The organism is Bacillus sp. SJZ110 (assembly GCF_006715455.1).
In the GTDB taxonomy this organism is placed as follows: Bacteria; Bacillota; Bacilli; order Bacillales; family Bacillaceae; genus Bacillus; species Bacillus subtilis.
Window position 1 is genome coordinate 692948 of the sequence record NZ_VFNF01000002.1, and the last position, 19511, is coordinate 712458.

Consider the following 19511-nt stretch of genomic DNA (forward strand, 5'->3'; position numbering starts at 1 on the left):
TGATGACGAGAATCGTATTTATGGGAACGCCAGATTTTTCAGTTCCTGTTTTAAGAACCCTGATTGAGGACGGATATGAAGTAGTGGGGGTCGTCACACAGCCGGACCGTCCGAAGGGCAGAAAAAAAGTCATGACACCTCCTCCGGTAAAGGAAGAGGCATTGCGCCACGGCATCCCGGTTCTTCAGCCGGAAAAAGTCAGATTGACAGAAGAAATTGAGAAAGTGCTGGCATTAAAGCCTGACCTGATTGTAACGGCGGCATTCGGACAAATTTTGCCTAAAGAGCTTCTCGACAGTCCAAAATACGGCTGCATTAACGTTCACGCCTCTCTTTTGCCGGAACTGCGCGGCGGGGCACCGATCCATTATTCCATTCTGCAGGGAAAGAAAAAAACCGGGGTTACCATTATGTATATGGTAGAAAAATTGGATGCCGGGGACATGATCTCAAAAGTGGAAGTGGACATTGAAGAAACCGACAATGTCGGAACACTGCACGATAAATTAAGCGTTGCTGGCGCGAAGCTGTTGTCTGAAACGGTTCCAAACGTTATTGCCGGCAGCATTTCACCTGAAAAGCAGGATGAAGAGAAAGCGACGTACGCGCCTAATATCAAAAGAGAGCAAGAGCTGCTCGACTGGTCCAGAACGGGCGAAGAGCTTTACAACCAGATCCGCGGCTTAAATCCATGGCCTGTTGCCTATACGACTCTAAACGGACAAAACTTGAAAGTATGGGCGTCGAAAAAAATACCGGCACCAACAACAGCTGAGCCCGGCACAGTCGTTGCGGTTGAAAAGGAAGGGATTATCGTTGCCACAGGTAACGATACGGCTCTGTTATTAACCGAACTCCAGCCGGCAGGCAAGAAACGAATGAAAGGCGAAGACTTTGTGCGAGGAGCTCATGTTGAAGCCGGTGATGTGTTAGGAGTAAACAATGAAAAAAACTAGTGTTCGTGACATCGCCCTTGAGGCGCTGATCAAATTAGAACAAAACCAGGCATACAGCAACCTGCTGCTGAAATCGGTCATTAAATCAAATGAACTGAGTGATCAGGACAGAGGGCTTTTGACTGAACTTGTCTATGGTACATTACAAAATAAGATCGCGCTTGATTATATGCTTAAACCGTTTATCAATAAGCCTCAAAAGGTAAAGCCGTGGGTGATTCAGCTTCTTCGCCTATCCTTATATCAAATGGAGTATTTAGAGAAGATTCCAGACAGGGCAGCCATCCATGAAGCGGTTGAGATTGCTAAAATCCGCGGACACAAAGGCATTGCTTCTTTTGTCAATGGCGTGCTTCGTTCTATCCAGCGCGAAGGTGTTCCATCCTTTGACGCCATCGAAGATCCTGTACGCAGGCTGGCGACAGAAACAAGCCATCCGGAATGGCTTGTGAAAGAGTGGGCGGATGCGTATGGGTTTGACGCGGCCGAAAAGATTTGCCGTATCCACCTCATTCCGCCGAAGCAGACGCTGCGTGTCAATCAAATGAAAGCAGACAGAGCTGAGCTGCTTGACCAAATGGCTGCTGAGGGAATCGAAGTTGAAAAAGGCGATCTCGCTGAAGATGCTGTGAAGCTCTTAAAGGGATCAATTGCCGGAACTCATTTCTTCCAAAACGGCGAAGTATCCATCCAGGATGAGAGCTCCATGCTCGTCGCCCGCGCCCTTGATCCTAAGCCTGATGAAACAGTGCTTGACGCGTGTGCGGCGCCTGGCGGCAAGTCAGCTCATATCGCAGAATTAATGAAGAACAAGGGGAGCGTTACGTCGCTTGATCTTCACAAACATAAAGTGAAGCTGATCAAAGAAGCGGCAAACCGTCTTGGCCTGACAATCATTCATGCGGAGACAATGGATGCGAGAAAAGCGGGGGAAACGTTTGAAAACGAACAGTTTGACCGGATATTGGTTGATGCTCCGTGCTCAGGTTTCGGTGTTATCAGAAGAAAGCCGGACATGAAATACACGAAAAAGCCTGACGACAGCGCGCGTCTAGCTGAAATCCAGCTGTCGATCCTGAGGGAAATCGCACCATTAGTAAAAAAAGGTGGCACTCTTGTCTACAGTACGTGTACAATGGACCGGACAGAAAATGATGAAGTAATACATGCGTTTATACAAGAACATCCTGATTTTGAACCCGATTTGTCTCTTGAAAAGCGGCTGCCTGAAAAGGTGAGACCCTTTGTTCGGGATGGAAGGCTTCAAATCCTTCCTCATTATTTCGGAACAGATGGTTTCTTTATTTGCAGCATGAGAAAGAAGGGATAAGCAATGGCAGAACTTAATAAAACAAAAGTAAGAAAAGAATTGCGGACAGATCGTCCGTCGATTTATTCTTTTGAATTAGACGAAATTAAACAATGGCTGACAGACAACGGAGAGAAACCGTTCCGTGCGGCTCAGATTTTTGAATGGCTATATGAAAAACGCGTATCTTCTTTTGAAGAAATGACAAACCTCTCAAAGGATCTGCGTGAGAAATTAAACACTCACTTTGTGTTAACAACGCTGAAAACGGCTGTTAAACAAACCTCTCAAGACGGTACGATGAAGTTTTTGTTTGAGCTTCATGACGGTTATACCATCGAAACCGTTTTAATGAGACACGAGTATGGCAATTCTGTATGTGTAACGACACAAGTCGGCTGCCGTATTGGCTGCACATTTTGCGCGTCAACGCTTGGAGGCTTAAAACGAAACCTTGAAGCGGGGGAAATTGTCGCTCAAGTAGTTAAAGTGCAAAAAGCTCTTGATGAAACGGATGAACGCGTCAGCTCTGTCGTGATCATGGGAATCGGCGAACCTTTTGATAACTTTAACGAAATGCTCGCTTTCTTGAAAATCATTAACCATGACAAGGGCCTGAATATCGGTGCTCGCCATATTACGGTCTCTACGAGTGGAATCATCCCGAAAATTTACGAATTTGCTGATCAGCAAATGCAGATTAACTTTGCAATTTCTCTGCACGCGCCGAACACAGAAATCAGAAGCCGTTTGATGCCGATTAACAGAGCATATAAACTGCCTGATCTAATGGAAGCCGTTAAATATTATATTAATAAAACAGGACGCCGCATCAGCTTTGAATACGGACTGTTCGGAGGCGTAAACGACCAGGTGGAACACGCCGAAGAGCTTGCCGACTTGCTGGAAGGAGTCAAATGCCACGTGAACTTGATTCCGGTAAACTACGTGCCTGAACGGGACTATGTGCGCACACCGCGTGATCAGATTTTTGCTTTTGAAAAAACGCTGAAATCCCGCGGAGTAAATGTCACAATCCGAAGAGAGCAAGGACATGACATTGACGCAGCCTGCGGTCAGCTTCGCGCGAAGGAGCGTCAAGACGAGACGAGGTGATGAGGGTTGTTAACAGCCTTAAAAACAGATACAGGAAAAATCCGCCAGCATAATGAAGATGATGCGGGGATATTCAAGGGGAAAGATGAATTTATATTAGCGGTTGTCGCTGATGGCATGGGCGGCCATCTTGCTGGAGATGTTGCGAGCAAGATGGCTGTGAAAGCCATGGGGGAGAAATGGAATGAAGCAGAGACGATTCCAACTGCGCCCTCGGAATGTGAAAAATGGCTCATTGAACAGATTCTTTCGGTAAACAGCAAAATATACGATCACGCTCAAGCCCACGAAGAATGCCAAGGCATGGGGACGACGATTGTATGTGCACTTTTTACGGGGAAAACGGTTTCTGTTGCCCATATCGGAGACAGCAGATGCTATTTGCTTCAGGACGATGATTTCGTTCAAGTGACAGAAGACCATTCGCTTGTAAATGAACTGGTTCGCACTGGAGAGATCTCCAGAGAAGACGCTGAACATCATCCGCGAAAAAATGTGTTGACGAAGGCGCTTGGAACAGACCAGTCAGTCAGCATTGACACCCGTTCTTTTGATATAGAACCCGGAGACAAACTGCTTCTATGTTCTGACGGACTGACGAATAAAGTGGAAGGCACTGAATTAAAAGACATCCTGCAAAGCGATTCAGCTCCTCAGGAAAAAGTAAACCTGCTTGTGGACAAAGCCAATCAGAATGGCGGAGAAGACAACATAACAGCAGTTTTGCTTGAGCTTGCTTTACAAGTTGAAGAGGGTGAAGATCAGTGCTAATCGGCAAGCGGATCAGCGGGCGTTACCAAATTCTCCGCGTTATAGGCGGCGGGGGAATGGCCAACGTTTATTTAGCTGAGGATATCATTCTAGACCGTGAAGTCGCAATTAAAATCCTGCGGTTTGACTATGCAAATGACAATGAATTTATCAGACGTTTCCGCAGAGAAGCCCAATCCGCATCAAGCCTCGATCACCCGAATATTGTCAGCATTTACGATTTGGGCGAGGAAGATGATATTTATTATATTGTCATGGAATACGTTGAAGGCATGACGCTTAAAGAATACATAACAGCAAATGGGCCGCTTCACCCTAAAGAAGCGCTGAACATCATGGAGCAAATTGTCTCAGCCATCGCTCATGCCCATCAAAACCAGATTGTTCACAGAGACATCAAGCCGCATAACATTTTGATTGATCATATGGGAAATATCAAAGTAACGGATTTTGGAATTGCGACGGCACTAAGTTCGACCACAATCACCCATACCAATTCAGTTCTGGGCTCGGTCCATTACTTATCACCTGAACAGGCCCGGGGCGGCTTAGCCACAAAGAAATCGGATATTTATGCGCTTGGAATCGTTCTATTTGAGCTTTTAACCGGCCGTATTCCGTTTGATGGAGAGTCAGCAGTCAGCATCGCCTTGAAGCATCTTCAAGCGGAAACTCCTTCGGCAAAAAGGTGGAATCCATCGGTCCCCCAAAGCGTTGAAAACATCATACTCAAGGCAACTGCCAAAGATCCTTTTCATCGCTACGAAACGGCTGAAGACATGGAAGCAGACATAAAAACAGCTTTTGATGCCGACAGACTCAATGAAAAGAGATTTACGATTCAAGAAGATGAAGAAATGACAAAAGCGATACCTATCATTAAAGATGAAGAACTTGCTAAAGCTGCTGGCGAAAAAGAAGCTGAAGTGACAACCGCACAAGAAAACAAGACAAAGAAGAACGGCAAAAGAAAAAAGTGGCCGTGGGTTTTGCTCACGATATGCCTCGTTTTTATCACAGCTGGAATTCTTGCTGTCACTGTTTTTCCGTCGCTTTTCATGCCTAAGGATGTCAAAATACCTGATGTCTCCGGAATGGAATACGAAAAAGCCGCAGGGCTCTTGGAAAAAGAAGGTTTACAGGTTGATTCCGAGGTGTTGGAAATCTCAGATGAAAAAATTGAAGAGGGCCTGATGGTAAAAACGGATCCTAAAGCGGATACCACAGTCAAAGAAGGCGCCACGGTCACCCTTTATAAGAGCACCGGAAAAGCAAAAACGGAGATCGGTGATGTGACAGGCCAAACGGTCGACCAGGCAAAAAAAGCGTTGAAGGACCAAGGGTTTAAACATGTAACGGTAAATGAAGTGAATGACGAGAAAAATGCGGGCACTGTCATTGACCAAAATCCTTCAGCAGGGACTGAGCTTGTCCCGAGTGAAGATCAAGTCAAACTTACAGTCAGTATCGGACCCGAAGACATTACGCTTAGAGACTTGAAAACCTACAGTAAAGAAGCAGCGTCTGGATATCTGGAAGACAACGGATTGAAGCTTGTAGAAAAAGAAGCATACTCAGATGATGTTCCAGAAGGACAGGTTGTCAAACAAAAACCAGCAGCAGGTACGGCAGTAAAGCCGGGAAACGAAGTTGAAGTGACATTCTCTCTCGGACCAGAGAAAAAACCTGCGAAAACAGTGAAAGAAAAGGTCAAGATCCCCTACGAACCAGAAAATGAAGGGGACGAGCTTCAAGTGCAAATCGCGGTTGACGATGCGGATCACAGCATCTCTGACACTTACGAAGAATTTAAGATAAAAGAGCCGACTGAACGAACGATCGAACTAAAGATTGAACCCGGCCAAAAAGGGTACTATCAAGTAATGGTAAACAATAAAGTTGTCAGCTACAAAACCATTGAGTATCCGAAAGATGAATAACAAGGAGGGAAAATATGCCTGAGGGCAAAATTATTAAGGCGCTAAGCGGCTTTTACTATGTACTGGATGAATCAGAGGATTCAGATAAAGTAATACAATGCAGAGGAAGAGGCATTTTCAGAAAAAACAAAATTACCCCTCTTGTCGGTGATTATGTTGTGTATCAAGCTGAAAATGACAAAGAAGGATATTTAATGGAAATTAAAGAAAGAACCAACGAGCTTATCAGGCCGCCAATTTGCAACGTTGATCAAGCGGTCCTGGTTTTCTCAGCGGTTCAGCCTTCTTTCAGCACGGCATTGCTCGACCGCTTCCTGGTTCTCGTTGAGGCCAATGATATTCAGCCGATTATATGCATTACTAAAATGGATCTGATTGAAGATCAAGATACAGAAGATACGATACAAGCCTATGCAGAAGACTATCGGAATATTGGTTATGACGTATACCTTACCTCCTCTAAGGACCAAGACAGTTTAACGGACATCATCCCGCATTTTCAGGATAAAACAACGGTATTTGCCGGTCAGTCCGGTGTTGGGAAATCCTCGCTTCTCAACGCGATCAGTCCGGAGCTCGGATTGAGAACAAACGAGATTTCCGAACATTTGGGCCGCGGGAAACACACAACCCGCCACGTGGAGCTGATTCACACGTCCGGAGGTTTGGTTGCAGATACGCCGGGATTCAGCTCGCTTGAATTTACAGACATTGAGGAAGAAGAGCTGGGCTATACCTTCCCTGATATCAGAGAAAAAAGCGCTTCATGCAAATTTAGAGGCTGTTTACATCTGAAAGAGCCGAAATGCGCGGTGAAACAAGCTGTTGAAGACGGGGAATTAAAGCAGTATCGCTATGACCATTATGTTGAATTTATGACGGAGATTAAAGACAGAAAGCCGAGGTATTAGCATAATGATAAAGGTTGCACCATCTATTCTTTCCGCTGATTTTGCCGCTTTAGGCAATGAGATTAAAGATGTAGAAAGAGGCGGAGCCGATTGTATTCATATTGATGTTATGGACGGCCATTTTGTCCCGAATATCACAATCGGTCCGCTGATTGTAGAAGCCGTCCGGCCGGTAACGGATCTGCCGCTCGATGTCCATTTAATGATAGAAGAGCCGGATCGTTATATCCCGGCTTTTGCGAAAGCAGGCGCAGATATCCTGTCTGTGCATGCTGAGGCATGTCCGCACCTGCACCGTACCATCCAGCTCATTAAAGAGCAAGGAGTGAAGGCCGGAGTAGTTCTAAACCCGCATACCCCTGTACAAGTCATCGAGCATGTTTTCGACGATCTCGATCTTGTTCTTTTAATGACGGTGAACCCGGGCTTCGGCGGGCAGAAATTTATTCATTCAGTCCTTCCTAAGATAAAAGAGGTTAAGCGAATGGCGGATGAAAAAGGAAAAAAAGATCTGTTAATTGAAGTAGACGGCGGCGTCAACAAAGAAACCGCTCCGCTCGTCATTGAAGCGGGCGCAAATTTACTCGTTGCCGGTTCAGCTGTTTATGGGCAGTCTGACCGCAAAAAAGCAATTTCTGAAATCAGAGGAAGCAAATAAGCAGCTTTAGAAAAGAGCTGGGCATACAATAGCCTAAGCTCTTTTTCCTGTATGCAGAGAAAGGAATCAGAGATGAAAACAATTAATATCGTTGCGGGAGGCCCGAAAAATCTCATTCCCGATCTAACCGGCTATACGGATGCACACACGCTTTGGATCGGTGTTGACAAAGGCACCGTCACTCTCTTAGATGCAGGGATCATACCTGTTGAAGCCTTCGGAGATTTTGACAGCATAACCGAGCAAGAACGCCGGCGAATAGAAAAAGCCGCTCCCGCCCTTCATGTGTATCAAGCAGAAAAAGATCAAACAGATTTAGACCTCGCCCTTGATTGGGCGCTGGAAAAGCAGCCGGATATTATTCAGATTTTCGGCATTACAGGCGGCAGAGCTGATCATTTTTTAGGAAACATTCAGCTTCTGTATAGAGGTGTAAAAACGAACATAAAAATTAGGCTGATAGACAAACAAAATCATATTCAAATGTTCCCTCCTGGTGAATATGATATTGAGAAGGATGAAAATAAGCGATATATCTCCTTCATACCGTTTTCCGAAGACATACATGAGCTGACCCTGACCGGTTTTAAATATCCTCTAAATAATTGTCATATTACGCTCGGTTCAACACTATGTATTAGTAACGAACTCATTCATTCACGAGGTACTTTTTCGTTTGCAAAAGGCATATTAATAATGATAAGAAGCACGGATTAAGCATGTGCTTTCATTCAATTGCTGAAAACAATGAACAAGGCGGTTACGGGACGTTATAGGAGGGGACAAAAATGAAATTTTACACCATTAAATTGCCGAAGTTTTTAGGAGGAATTGTCCGGGCGATGCTGGGCTCATTTAGAAAAGATTAAGGCCCAGGGGTTCAAAGCCCTCTTTCACCACATAAAAACGCCTGCCACATATCGGGGCAGGCGTTCATTTTGTTATACACGCTCAACTTTACCGGATTTCAAAGCTCGAGCAGATACATATACTTTTTTAGGTTTTCCGTTCACAAGGATACGAACCTTTTGAAGATTCGCGCCCCAAGTGCGCTTAGAAGCGTTCATTGCGTGAGAACGGTTATTCCCAGCTGTTGTTTTTTTACCTGTGATAACGCATTTACGTGCCATTTGTTTCCCTCCTCACTTGCACAAAACATCTACTTTTTAACATTCATATAATCTTAGATGCTTTCGATATGGATACTTTAAATAATTTACCACAGCTAAAAAACGTTTGCAACTATTGTTTCATCATCTTTCAAGAAAATTCACTTGACATCTTGCGGAAACAGCAGCGCTATAGTATATGTAGAGGTACGGCCAGCGATTATTGCCTGGTCTTTTCATAATGGAAACCATATAGTAGAATAGCTGTAACTCTATGCATTCGAAGGAGGAACTAGTGTGTCCATTGAATTAAGAACGAAGTACGGACAGATTGATATATCTAATGAAGTCATCGCGATGGTTGCAGGAGGCGCGGCGGTTGACTGTTACGGCATTGTCGGCATGGCCTCTAAAAACCAGATTAAAGACGGACTGACTGAAATCCTTCGGAAAGAGAATTTCAGCAGGGGTGTCCAAGTTCGCCAAGAAGGAGAACAGATACATATCGACATGTATATCATTGTCAGCTACGGCACGAAAATTTCTGAAGTGGCACATAATGTCCAAACAAAAGTAAAGTACACAGTAAATCAAACCATCGGACTGGCAGTGGATTCTGTCAATATTTATGTCCAAGGCGTACGAGTGACGAACCCGTAGTTAGGAGGAGTAGGATTGTCTATCAGAACATTAGACGGCAGAACCTTTGCCGAGATGATTCTTGCGGGAGCGCAGAATCTGTCTCAAAACGCCAGTGCAGTTGATGCACTGAACGTGTTTCCGGTGCCGGACGGTGATACGGGAACAAATATGAACCTGTCGATGACTTCCGGAGCAAGAGAAGTTGAACAAATGGATACGGATGATATCGGGAAGGTGGGCTCCGCGTTATCTAAAGGGCTGCTCATGGGAGCACGCGGAAATTCAGGAGTTATCCTATCCCAATTGTTCCGCGGATTTAGCAAAAACATTGAAACGAAAAAAGAAATTAATGCACTTGAGTTTGCCGCTGCGCTGCAAGCAGGTGTAGACATGGCGTATAAAGCTGTCATGAAACCTGTAGAGGGCACCATTTTAACAGTTGCAAAAGACGCTGCAAAAAAAGCAATGATCTTAGCAGAAAAAGAAACCGATATCACTGCGCTGATGACTGCAGTGACAGAAGAAGCAGAGGCGTCTTTAAACCGCACCCCTGAATTGCTACCTGTCCTAAAGGAAGTAGGAGTTGTCGATAGCGGGGGCAAAGGCCTGCTCTGTGTGTATGAAGGTTTTCTTGCTTCATTAAAAGGTGAAACTGTACCTCAGAAAGCAGTTCTTCCGTCACTTGACGACATGGTCAGCGCAGAGCATCACAAGAGCGCGCAAAGCATGATGAATACCGAAGATATTGAATTTGGATTCTGTACCGAAGTGATGGTTAGGCTTGATCAGACAAAAAGAGAGTTCGACGAAGGCACGTTCAGGCAAGACCTCAGCCAGTTCGGAGATTCTCTGCTTGTGATTGCGGATGAATCGCTGGCGAAGGTTCATATTCATGCTGAAGAGCCGGGAAACGTGTTAAACTACGCCCAGCATTACGGTGAATTGATCAAAATAAAAATAGAAAATATGAGAGAACAGCATACCTCTATCATCAGTCAAGAAAGCAAACCTGCAGACAACGAAACACCGCCGGCAAAACAGCCGTATGGCATTGTGACTGTAGCGATGGGAGAAGGAATTGCAGACCTATTTAAAAGCATTGGCGCTTCTGTTGTGATTGAAGGCGGCCAGACCATGAACCCAAGCACTGAGGATATTGTTGATGCCGTGAAGTCTGTAAATGCAGATACGGTATTTATCCTGCCGAACAACTCCAACATTATCATGGCTGCTAACCAAGCGGCCAGCGTAGTGGATGAACAGGTTTTTGTCATTCCTGCTAAAACGGTTCCGCAAGGGATGTCAGCTCTGCTGGCTTTTAACCCGGATCAAGAAGCTGAAGCGAACGAGGCCAATATGCTAAGCGCCATTCAGCAAGTAAAAAGCGGACAGGTGACGTTCTCAGTCAGAGATACTCATATTGACGGTAAAGACATTAAAAAAGGCGACTTTATGGGCATTCTGAATGGAACGATTATCGGCACTTCTGAAAATCAGCTGTCAGCCGCGAAAATGCTGCTGTCAGAAATGATCGGAGAAGATGATGAAATCGTGACCATTCTATATGGTGAGGATGCGTCTCAGGAAGAAGCTGAGCAGCTTGAAGCGTTTCTCAGTGAAAAGTACGAGGAGATTGAGGTTGAGATCCACAATGGGAAACAGCCTCTGTATTCGTATATAGTTTCAGCAGAATAGAAGGGCAATTTGCCCTTCTATTCTTATGTCTGCTTTTAAGTGCGGCAGCGCTGTAACGCGCCCGCTTGCCATTTTATATCTGATCAATTAGTCTAGAAGCAAAGCGCTAATAAGCTCTGGTTCATAAGGAGGAATAGCATGAAATACAGAAGCGTTTTTGATATTATCGGCCCGGTTATGATCGGTCCGTCCAGCTCTCATACTGCGGGAGCTGCTAGAATCGGGAGAGTGGCCAGAAGTTTATTTGGCAGAGAGCCTGAGCGCATCATTGTATCTTTTTACGGCTCGTTTGCGGAAACGTATAAGGGCCACGGCACAGATGTCGCGATTATCGGCGGATTGCTTGATTTTGATACATTCGATGAACGGATTAAAACCGCTATACAAATTGCAGAAGCTAAAGGAATTGATATAGAGTTTCGGGTAGAAGATGCAGTCCCGGTCCATCCGAACACAGCAAAAATCACCATTTCTGATGAAAAGGGTGAGCTGGAACTGACGGGTATTTCGATTGGCGGAGGAAAGATTGAAATCACAGAATTGAATGGTTTTGAGCTCCGGCTGTCAGGAAATCATCCGGCCATATTAGTTGTTCATAATGACAAGTTTGGCACAATTGCCGGTGTTGCCAATGTTCTGGCGAAATTTTCAATTAACGTAGGACATATGGAAGTAGCCCGGAAAGATATCGGCCAGCTTGCGCTGATGACAATAGAGGTCGATCAAAATATTGACGACCACATTCTCGACGAGCTGTCGAAGCTGCCGAATATTATTCAAGTGACAAAGATTGCTGACTAGCGAAAAGGGTCAGGAGGAGCCAGTTATGTTTCGTAATGTAAAAGAATTAATTGAGATTACTAAAGAAAAACAAATATTGATCTCTGATGTGATGATAGCTCAAGAGATGGAAGTAACAGAAAAAACAAAAGAGGACATTTTTCAGCAGATGGATCATAACCTGTCTGTTATGGAAGCGGCGGTTCAGAAAGGACTCGAGGGAGTTACGAGCCAAACGGGCTTAACAGGCGGAGATGCCGTTAAATTGCAGGCCTATATTCGATCAGGAAAAAGCCTGTCTGGCCCGCTGATTTTAGATGCTGTATCGAAAGCCGTTGCAACAAATGAAGTAAATGCAGCCATGGGAACCATCTGTGCGACACCGACTGCAGGTTCTGCCGGTGTGGTGCCCGGTACGTTATTTGCTGTAAAAGAAAAGCTGAATCCAACAAGAGAACAAATGATCCGCTTTTTGTTTACAGCCGGGGCTTTCGGATTTGTCGTGGCTAATAACGCAAGCATTTCCGGCGCCGCCGGAGGATGTCAGGCAGAGGTTGGATCAGCTTCAGGCATGGCGGCTGCGGCCATTGTTGAAATGGCAGGAGGAACACCCGAACAAAGCGCGGAAGCCATGGCCATTACATTAAAAAATATGCTAGGCCTCGTGTGCGACCCTGTTGCAGGGCTTGTTGAGGTGCCTTGCGTGAAACGGAATGCGATGGGCGCGTCAAATGCGATGATTGCCGCTGATATGGCATTGGCGGGCATTACAAGCCGTATTCCATGTGATGAGGTTATCGATGCCATGTATAAAATAGGCCAAACGATGCCAACTGCACTTAGAGAAACAGGCCAGGGCGGTTTAGCGGCAACACCGACAGGAAGAGAATTAGAGAAAAAAATTTTCGGAGGAGCGCTAGGTTCACGTGAAACAACATCAGCAAACTAGTATAGCTAACATTAAGGGTATTGGGCCGGAAACAGAAAAAACATTACACGAACTCGGTATTTATGACATTTCTGATCTTCTGAATTATTTCCCTTATCGTTATGATGACTACGAGCTGAGGGATTTAGAAGAAGTAAAGCATGATGAAAGAGTCACAGTCGAAGGGAAGGTTCATTCAGAGCCTTCTCTTACCTATTACGGAAAAAAACGAAACAGGCTGACATTCAGGCTTCTGGTCGGCCACTATTTAATCACAGCCGTATGTTTTAACAGGCCTTACTTGAAGAAGAAGCTTTCGCTCGGTGCTGTTGTGACGGTCTCAGGTAAATGGGACAAGCACCGCCAAACCATCTCTGTTCAGGAGTTGAAAAACGGGCCGCATCAAGAAGACAAAAGCATTGAACCAGTGTATTCTGTGAAAGAAAATGTTACCGTCAAAATGATGAGGCGCTTTATTCAGCAGGCGCTGACCCAATATGCAGACTCACTTCCTGATCCTCTTCCGGAAAAGCTAAGAAAAAGCTATAAACTGCCTGACTATTATCAGGCGTTAAAAGCAATGCACCAGCCTGAAACAAGGGAAGCATTAAAGCTTGCCAGACGGCGGTTTGTTTATGAAGAATTTTTGTTGTTTCAGTTGAAAATGCAGGCGTTCCGAAAGGCGGAAAGAGAGCAGACACAAGGGATACGGCAGCGTTTTTCAAACGAAGAACTCATGAGATTTATCAAAAGCCTCCCGTTTCCCCTCACAAACGCCCAGTCACGCGTTCTTCGCGAAATAACAGCAGACATGTCTTCTCCATACAGAATGAACCGTCTTCTTCAAGGGGACGTTGGATCAGGAAAAACAGCAGTCGCCGCCATTGCACTGTATGCCGCGATCCTATCCGGATACCAAGGAGCGCTCATGGTGCCGACAGAAATTCTGGCCGAGCAGCATGCTGATTCGCTCGTTTCGCTATTTGAAAAATGGGACGTCAGCGTTGCTCTTTTGACAAGCTCTGTTAAAGGAAAGCGGCGAAAAGAACTGCTTGAGCGTCTTGCGGCGGGTGAGATTGATATTCTTGTAGGAACCCACGCTTTAATCCAAGACGAGGTGGAGTTTAAGGCGCTGAGTCTCGTTATTACAGATGAACAGCACAGATTTGGAGTTGAGCAGCGCAAAAAGCTTCGGAACAAAGGGCAGGATCCCGATGTTCTCTTTATGACAGCCACTCCAATCCCAAGAACGTTAGCGATCACAGTGTTCGGTGAAATGGATGTATCTGTCATTGATGAGATGCCGGCTGGACGAAAGCGAATCGAAACCTATTGGGTAAAACATGACATGCTGGATCGTATTTTGGCATTTGTCGAAAAAGAATTAAAGCAAGGCAGGCAGGCTTATATCATCTGTCCGCTGATTGAAGAATCAGACAAGCTTGATGTGCAAAACGCCATTGACGTGTACAATATGCTTTCTGATATTTTTCGGGGGAAATGGAAGGTCGGCCTTATGCATGGGAAGCTGCATTCCGATGAAAAAGACCAGGTCATGAGAGAATTCAGCGCAAATCACTGTCAAATTCTCGTATCAACCACTGTTGTGGAGGTTGGCGTGAATGTTCCGAATGCAACGATTATGGTGATTTATGACGCCGACCGTTTCGGACTATCACAGCTTCACCAGCTGCGCGGCCGTGTTGGACGGGGTGAGCATCAATCTTTCTGTATTCTGATGGCTGATCCAAAATCAGAAACAGGGAAAGAACGGATGAGGATCATGTCGGAGACCAATGACGGTTTCGAGCTGTCTGAAAAGGATCTGGAACTGAGAGGTCCCGGTGATTTCTTCGGAAAAAAACAAAGCGGAATGCCGGAATTTAAAGTGGCGGACATGGTTCATGATTACAGAGCGCTTGAAACGGCAAGGCAGGATGCTGCGAATCTTGTGGCTTCTGACGCGTTCTGGAAGGAGCCGGAATACGCTGTGTTAAGAGATGAATTGCTGAAGAGCGGAGTAATGGACGGGGAAAAATTAAGCTGAGTATCAGAAGTTTTTGGTGTTCAGCCAGAAACAATCGTTGCATTCCAATCTATGAAATTATATACTACTATTAGTACCTAGTCTTAATTGTCCGGATGGTGTTTAGATATGAGAAGAAATAAGAGAGAACGCCAGGAATTACTTCAGCAGACGATTCAAGCAACCCCCTTTATTACAGATGAAGAACTAGCGGGTAAATTCGGGGTGAGCATCCAGACGATACGTTTGGACCGCTTAGAGCTTTCCATACCTGAACTGAGAGAAAGAATTAAGAACGTGGCAGAGAAAACACTTGAGGACGAAGTGAAGTCCCTGTCACTTGATGAAGTTATCGGAGAAATTATTGACCTTGAGCTGGATGATCAGGCGATATCCATTTTAGAAATAAAACAGGAGCACGTGTTCAGCCGGAATCAGATTGCGAGAGGACACCATTTATTTGCACAGGCGAATTCTTTGGCCGTTGCAGTCATTGATGACGAGCTGGCGCTGACTGCAAGTGCAGACATCCGCTTTACAAGACAGGTAAAGCAGGGTGAACGTGTCGTAGCAAAAGCGAAAGTGACGGCTGTCGAAAAAGAAAAAGGAAGAACGGTTGTCGAAGTGAACAGCTACGTTGGCGAAGAAATTGTTTTTTCTGGACGCTTTGACATGTATCGTTCAAAACATTCATAAAGGTGGAGCATGCATGAGAATAGCTGTAGATGCAATGGGAGGAGACCACGCTCCCAAAGCTGTTATTGACGGAGTTATAAAAGGTATAGAGGCATATGATGATCTCCATATCACACTTGTCGGTGACAAAACAACGATAGAATCACATTTAACAACTACATCAGATCGCATCACGGTGCTGCACGCAGATGAAGTGATTGAGCCTACGGATGAACCGGTCCGTGCCGTGCGAAGAAAAAAGAACTCATCTATGGTTCTTATGGCGCAGGAGGTTTCGGAAAACAGAGCTGACGCCTGCATTTCAGCAGGAAATACCGGTGCATTAATGACAGCCGGTCTCTTTATTGTCGGAAGAATTAAAGGAATTGACCGTCCGGCGCTTGCCCCGACACTTCCGACTGTTTCGGGAGACGGATTTCTTCTCCTTGATGTCGGCGCCAATGTCGATGCAAAACCGGAGCACCTCGTTCAATATGCCATCATGGGTTCTGTTTATTCTCAGCAAGTGCGCGGTGTCACTTCACCGAGAGTCGGACTTTTAAATGTCGGAACAGAAGATAAAAAAGGAAACGAACTGACGAAGCAGACGTTTCAAATTTTAAAAGAAACAGCAAACATCAATTTTATCGGAAACGTGGAAGCGCGAGACCTTTTAGATGATGTGGCGGACGTTGTAGTAACAGACGGCTTTACCGGGAATGTTACACTCAAAACGCTGGAAGGCTCTGCGTTGTCTATTTTTAAAATGATGAGAGACGTAATGACGTCTACTTTGACATCCAAGCTTGCAGCAGCTGTGCTGAAGCCAAAATTGAAAGAAATGAAAATGAAAATGGAGTATTCGAATTATGGCGGAGCAAGTCTTTTTGGCTTAAAAGCGCCTGTGATCAAGGCGCACGGCTCTTCAGATTCAAATGCTGTATTCCATGCGATTCGGCAAGCAAGAGAGATGGTCAGCCAAAATGTGGCTGCGCTCATTCAGGAAGAAGTGAAAGAAGAAAAAACAGATGAGTAGTCTGGAGGTTTTTACATCATGAGTAAGATTGCATTTTTATTCCCGGGTCAGGGATCACAATTTATCGGCATGGGAAAAGAGCTTTATGAGCAGGTGCCTGCTGCAAAGCGTCTGTTTGATAAAGCTGATGAAACGTTGGAAACAAAACTCAGCTCGCTTATTTTTGAGGGGGCTGCTGAAGAATTAACACTTACATACAATGCGCAGCCTGCTTTGCTTACGACAAGCATCGCTGTTCTTGAGAAATTTAAAGAATCTGGCATTACACCTGATTTCACAGCAGGACACAGCCTTGGTGAATATTCTGCACTGGTTGCGGCTGGCGCTCTGTCTTTCAAAGATGCTGTTTATACCGTCAGAAAACGCGGAGAGTTTATGAATGAAGCGGTGCCGGCTGGCGAAGGAGCAATGGCTGCGATTCTCGGCATGGATGCTGAAGCATTAAAGCAAGTAACCGATAAAGTCACAGAGGAAGGCAACCTTGTACAGCTTGCGAATCTCAACTGTCCTGGCCAAATCGTCATTTCCGGAACAGCTAAAGGGGTTGAGCTTGCATCTGAACTGGCAAAAGAGAACGGAGCAAAACGCGCAATTCCGCTTGAAGTAAGCGGTCCGTTCCATTCCGAACTGATGAAACCGGCTGCTGAAAAGCTGAAAGAGGTATTGGACGCCTGTGACATAAAAGACGCTGACGTTCCGGTCATCTCAAATGTTTCTGCTGACGTGATGACTGAAAAAGCAGATATCAAAGAAAAACTTATTGAGCAGCTTTACTCTCCGGTTCGTTTTGAGGAAAGCATTAACAAGCTGATCGCAGAGGGTGTTACGACTTTTATTGAAATCGGTCCCGGAAAAGTGCTTTCAGGCCTTGTGAAAAAAGTAAATAGACGGTTAAAAACAATTGCTGTATCAGATCCGGAAACGATCGAGCTGGCAATTCAAACGCTTAAGGAGGAGAATGATAATGCTTAATGATAAAACGGCTATTGTCACGGGCGCATCCCGCGGAATCGGCCGCTCAATCGCCCTTGATCTGGCAAAAAGCGGCGCCAATGTTGTCGTGAACTACTCCGGCAATGAAGCGAAAGCAAATGAAGTGGTAGATGAAATCAAATCAATGGGCAGAAACGCAATTGCTGTCAAAGCGGATGTATCAAATCCCGAAGATGTACAAAACATGATAAAAGAAACGCTATCAGTTTTTTCTACGATTGACATTCTGGTTAATAATGCCGGGATTACAAGAGACAATCTCATCATGAGAATGAAAGAAGACGAATGGGATGACGTTATTAACATTAACCTGAAGGGTGTTTTCAACTGCACAAAAGCTGTTACAAGACAAATGATGAAACAGCGTTCAGGCCGCATTATTAACGTATCGTCTATCGTCGGCGTCAGCGGAAATCCTGGACAGGCCAACTACGTGGCTGCAAAAGCCGGCGTCATCGGTTTAACCAAGTCTTCTGCTAAAGAGCTCGCCAGCCGAAATATTACGGTAAACGCAATAGCGCCAGGATTTATCTCAACTGATATGACAGATAAACTTGCAAAAGACGTTCAAGACGAAATGCTGAAACAAATTCCGCTCGCGCGCTTTGGTGAACCTAGCGATGTCAGCAGTGTTGTCACGTTCCTAGCTTCAGAGGGAGCCCGTTATATGACAGGCCAAACGCTTCATATTGACGGCGGAATGGTGATGTAAGTTTTTTCTCGAAAATTTCATCATAGTTTCTCTAGTTTTTTAAAAACGAATCCACTATAATACTTGAGGGGAGGTGAATTGCTATGGCAGACACATTAGAGCGTGTAACGAAAATCATCGTAGATCGCCTTGGCGTTGATGAAGCAGACGTCAAACTTGAAGCTTCTTTCAAGGAAGACTTAGGTGCTGATTCCCTAGATGTAGTTGAGCTTGTTATGGAACTTGAAGACGAGTTTGATATGGAGATTTCTGACGAAGATGCTGAAAAGATTGCAACAGTCGGCGACGCTGTGAACTACATACAAAACCAGCAATAAGCTGATGCTAAAAGTCCCGCCGAAACGCGGGGCTTTAGCCCTTTATTCGTGCAGTTATTACAGCATGCCGCTTTTACGCGCGCTGTATCCGGTTTAGTCAGAGAAGCGCGGTGAACCTGATGTGCCTATGGAGGTTACTATGTCAAAACACTCACATTATAAAGATAAAAAAAAGTTCTATAAAAAAGTAGAACAATTTAAAGAGTTTCAAGAACGGATTTCGGTTCACTTTCAAAATGAAAAGCTTTTGTATCAAGCATTTACACATTCATCTTATGTGAATGAGCATCGGAAAAAGCCGTATGAAGATAATGAAAGGCTTGAATTTTTAGGTGACGCTGTTTTGGAACTGACGATCTCCAGATTCTTATTTGCCAAATACCCGGCTATGAGTGAAGGAGATTTGACGAAATTGAGAGCCGCAATTGTTTGCGAACCGTCTCTCGTTTCATTGGCTCACGAGCTGTCATTCGGCGATCTTGTCCTGTTGGGTAAAGGCGAGGAAATGACAGGCGGAAGAAAGCGTCCTGCTCTATTGGCGGATGTTTTTGAGGCATTTATCGGAGCCTTGTACCTTGACCAAGGATTAGAGCCGGTCGAAAGTTTCTTAAAAGTTTATGTGTTCCCTAAAATTAACGATGGTGCTTTTTCTCATGTGATGGATTTCAAAAGCCAGCTGCAGGAATACGTGCAGCGGGACGGCAAAGGCTCTCTGGAGTATAAAATCTCTAACGAAAAAGGACCTGCGCACAACCGTGAATTTGAAGCCATCGTATCTCTAAAAGGTGAACCACTCGGAGTCGGAAACGGCCGTTCAAAGAAAGAAGCCGAACAGCACGCTGCTCAGGAAGCTTTAGCTAAATTGCAAAAACACCATACGAAACAATAAAATCCCCCTTATGACTCAGGGGGATTTCAGTATGTATGCCGTCTTATT

At 45.1% G+C, this 19511-nt stretch carries 21 protein-coding genes; 20 read left to right on the forward strand and 1 reads right to left on the reverse strand.

Annotated elements, in window-relative coordinates; genetic code table 11:
* Positions 1-2 precede the first annotated feature (2 nt).
* The 9 genes from fmt (at position 3) to spoVM (ending at position 8530) form a co-directional block, all read left to right on the forward strand.
* Positions 3-956 carry a methionyl-tRNA formyltransferase gene (gene fmt, locus FB592_RS09180; protein WP_021479312.1) on the forward strand — a complete coding sequence of 318 codons (954 nt, stop codon included), beginning with the start codon at positions 3-5 and terminating at the stop codon, positions 954-956.
* Positions 943-2286: a 16S rRNA (cytosine(967)-C(5))-methyltransferase RsmB gene (gene rsmB, locus FB592_RS09185; RefSeq protein WP_021479311.1), complete on the forward strand. Its 1344-nt coding sequence runs from the start codon at positions 943-945 to the stop codon at positions 2284-2286. The genes fmt and rsmB overlap by 14 nt, the downstream gene beginning before the upstream one ends.
* Before the next feature lie 3 nt (positions 2287-2289).
* Positions 2290-3381 (forward strand): dual-specificity RNA methyltransferase RlmN, encoded by a 1092-nt coding sequence (gene rlmN / locus FB592_RS09190; RefSeq protein ID WP_021479310.1) that lies wholly within the window; start codon positions 2290-2292, stop codon positions 3379-3381.
* A gap of 6 nt (positions 3382-3387) precedes the next feature.
* Entirely contained in the window at positions 3388-4152 is a 765-nt protein-coding gene (gene prpC, locus FB592_RS09195) for a protein-serine/threonine phosphatase PrpC (protein WP_014479762.1), read from the forward strand.
* Positions 4146-6092, forward strand: a complete 1947-nt coding sequence (gene prkC, locus FB592_RS09200) for a serine/threonine protein kinase PrkC (RefSeq protein WP_015252109.1) — start codon at positions 4146-4148, stop codon at positions 6090-6092. The genes prpC and prkC overlap by 7 nt, the downstream gene beginning before the upstream one ends.
* Before the next feature lie 14 nt (positions 6093-6106).
* Positions 6107-7003, forward strand: coding sequence for a ribosome small subunit-dependent GTPase A (gene rsgA / locus FB592_RS09205; protein WP_038828213.1), 897 nt, complete (start codon positions 6107-6109; stop codon positions 7001-7003).
* 4 nt (positions 7004-7007) lie between these two features.
* Positions 7008-7661: a ribulose-phosphate 3-epimerase gene (gene rpe / locus FB592_RS09210; protein ID WP_014476784.1), complete on the forward strand. Its 654-nt coding sequence runs from the start codon at positions 7008-7010 to the stop codon at positions 7659-7661.
* 72 nt (positions 7662-7733) lie between these two features.
* On the forward strand, positions 7734-8378 hold the full coding sequence (locus FB592_RS09215; protein ID WP_038828214.1) for a thiamine diphosphokinase: 645 nt from the start codon (positions 7734-7736) through the stop codon (positions 8376-8378).
* 71 nt (positions 8379-8449) lie between these two features.
* Positions 8450-8530, forward strand: a complete 81-nt coding sequence (spoVM, locus tag FB592_RS09220) for a stage V sporulation protein SpoVM (protein ID WP_003221545.1) — start codon at positions 8450-8452, stop codon at positions 8528-8530.
* A gap of 72 nt (positions 8531-8602) precedes the next feature.
* Here the strand turns inward: spoVM and rpmB are convergent, their stop codons facing one another.
* Positions 8603-8791: a 50S ribosomal protein L28 gene (rpmB, locus tag FB592_RS09225; RefSeq protein WP_003221548.1), complete on the reverse strand. Its 189-nt coding sequence runs from the start codon at positions 8789-8791 to the stop codon at positions 8603-8605.
* Between the two features lie 276 nt (positions 8792-9067).
* On the opposite strand from rpmB, the gene FB592_RS09230 reads away from it, so the two are divergent.
* The 11 genes from FB592_RS09230 to rncS all read left to right on the forward strand — a co-directional run bounded on the left by FB592_RS09230 (position 9068) and on the right by rncS (position 19463).
* Complete coding sequence (locus tag FB592_RS09230) at positions 9068-9430, forward strand: Asp23/Gls24 family envelope stress response protein (RefSeq protein ID WP_003232054.1); 363 nt, start codon at positions 9068-9070, stop codon at positions 9428-9430.
* A 15-nt stretch (positions 9431-9445) separates the two neighbouring features.
* Complete coding sequence (locus tag FB592_RS09235; protein WP_003245033.1) at positions 9446-11107, forward strand: DAK2 domain-containing protein; 1662 nt, start codon at positions 9446-9448, stop codon at positions 11105-11107.
* A gap of 138 nt (positions 11108-11245) precedes the next feature.
* On the forward strand, positions 11246-11908 hold the full coding sequence (gene sdaAB / locus FB592_RS09240; protein WP_003232050.1) for an L-serine ammonia-lyase, iron-sulfur-dependent subunit beta: 663 nt from the start codon (positions 11246-11248) through the stop codon (positions 11906-11908).
* 25 nt (positions 11909-11933) lie between these two features.
* Positions 11934-12836 (forward strand): L-serine ammonia-lyase, iron-sulfur-dependent, subunit alpha, encoded by a 903-nt coding sequence (gene sdaAA / locus FB592_RS09245; protein WP_003232049.1) that lies wholly within the window; start codon positions 11934-11936, stop codon positions 12834-12836.
* Positions 12814-14862 carry an ATP-dependent DNA helicase RecG gene (gene recG, locus FB592_RS09250; protein WP_021479307.1) on the forward strand — a complete coding sequence of 683 codons (2049 nt, stop codon included), beginning with the start codon at positions 12814-12816 and terminating at the stop codon, positions 14860-14862. Before sdaAA ends, recG begins: the two co-directional genes overlap by 23 nt.
* Positions 14863-14970: 108 nt before the next feature.
* Positions 14971-15537 carry a transcription factor FapR gene (gene fapR / locus FB592_RS09255; RefSeq protein WP_003232044.1) on the forward strand — a complete coding sequence of 189 codons (567 nt, stop codon included), beginning with the start codon at positions 14971-14973 and terminating at the stop codon, positions 15535-15537.
* 13 nt (positions 15538-15550) lie between these two features.
* Positions 15551-16552, forward strand: coding sequence for a phosphate acyltransferase PlsX (gene plsX, locus FB592_RS09260; RefSeq protein WP_038828221.1), 1002 nt, complete (start codon positions 15551-15553; stop codon positions 16550-16552).
* A gap of 18 nt (positions 16553-16570) precedes the next feature.
* Positions 16571-17524, forward strand: a complete 954-nt coding sequence (gene fabD, locus FB592_RS09265; protein ID WP_049139986.1) for an ACP S-malonyltransferase — start codon at positions 16571-16573, stop codon at positions 17522-17524.
* Entirely contained in the window at positions 17517-18257 is a 741-nt protein-coding gene (fabG, locus tag FB592_RS09270) for a 3-oxoacyl-[acyl-carrier-protein] reductase (protein WP_014476789.1), read from the forward strand. Before fabD ends, fabG begins: the two co-directional genes overlap by 8 nt.
* A gap of 83 nt (positions 18258-18340) precedes the next feature.
* On the forward strand, positions 18341-18574 hold the full coding sequence (gene acpP / locus FB592_RS09275; protein ID WP_003154310.1) for an acyl carrier protein: 234 nt from the start codon (positions 18341-18343) through the stop codon (positions 18572-18574).
* Between the two features lie 139 nt (positions 18575-18713).
* Positions 18714-19463 carry a ribonuclease III gene (gene rncS / locus FB592_RS09280; RefSeq protein ID WP_003232030.1) on the forward strand — a complete coding sequence of 250 codons (750 nt, stop codon included), beginning with the start codon at positions 18714-18716 and terminating at the stop codon, positions 19461-19463.
* Positions 19464-19511 lie beyond the last annotated feature (48 nt).